A 938-nucleotide genomic window follows, 5' to 3' on the forward strand; every position below is an offset into this window, starting at 1 on the left:
TAGTAAAATAATAAGCGAAGATCGATCTTTAAATAGTCAGCAATCGGCGGCACTATCTCATTTATTACTAGCGAGCGGGGGCTTGCGAATCCTTAAAGGACGTGCCGGCACCGGTAAAAGTCACGTACTAGGTAAATTAGCATCAATCGCTAGCAACGAAAAGGTAAACATAATCGGGCTTGCTCCTACTCATAAAGCAAAACAGGAACTTGAGCGAGTAGGATATAGAACTTGCGATACGATTAAAGGATTTTTATTTAAATTACACAATAATAGAGCCGATCTTCCTAAAGACAGCCTAATCGTTATAGACGAAGCGGGGATGGCCGGTAACGACGATTATTCCGAATTACTAAGAGTAGCCGCTAGCAGAAGCTGTAACGTTATTCTAGCAGGAGACGAGAGACAATTGTCATCTATCTCACGCGGGGGAATGTTTGAGGTATTTGCGGACAAATTCGGTTCATACGAGATGAACGATATTAAGCGACAAGAAGTAGAATGGGGTAAGGAGGGAGGTTGCTCTTAGCTTTGCCGACGGTGATATAAGAAATGTGATAAATATACTAAAATCTAACAACCGTTTATATAGTGTAAGCACCAAAATAGACTCAATGGAGCAGCTGCTTAATAACTGGAACGATAGTAGTGAAGACGTTCAGCGCAGGTTAATTATAGCCGTTAAAAATACCGACGTTGACACCTTAAATGCAGGTGCAAGAGAGTTACTAAAGGCAAAAAATATTTTAAGCGGGGTGGAAATATCAATTACCAAAGACGGTAAGGATTTCTTCTTCATGAAAAATGACCGTATCGTCTTTAATCAAAGCAATAAGGAGTTAGGTTTAAGTAACGGCGATTTCGGTAACTTGGAAGCGGTAAGCTCTACCAAGTTTGTAGTAAAACTCGATAACGGAGTTGAGGTCACGTTTAATCCG

At 40.6% G+C, this 938-nt stretch carries 1 protein-coding gene and 1 pseudogene; both read left to right on the forward strand.

The window, feature by feature from the left end; translation table 11 throughout:
• On the forward strand, positions 1-529 hold a 529-nt coding region (locus Trichorick_RS09225; protein ID WP_323739356.1), incomplete at its 5' end, for an AAA family ATPase.
• Positions 530-554: 25 nt separating this feature from the next.
• Positions 555-938 (forward strand): annotated as a pseudogene (locus Trichorick_RS09230) (AAA family ATPase); the annotation flags it as partial.

The organism is Candidatus Trichorickettsia mobilis (genome assembly GCF_034366785.1).
Taxonomy (GTDB): domain Bacteria; phylum Pseudomonadota; class Alphaproteobacteria; order Rickettsiales; family Rickettsiaceae; genus Trichorickettsia; species Trichorickettsia mobilis_A.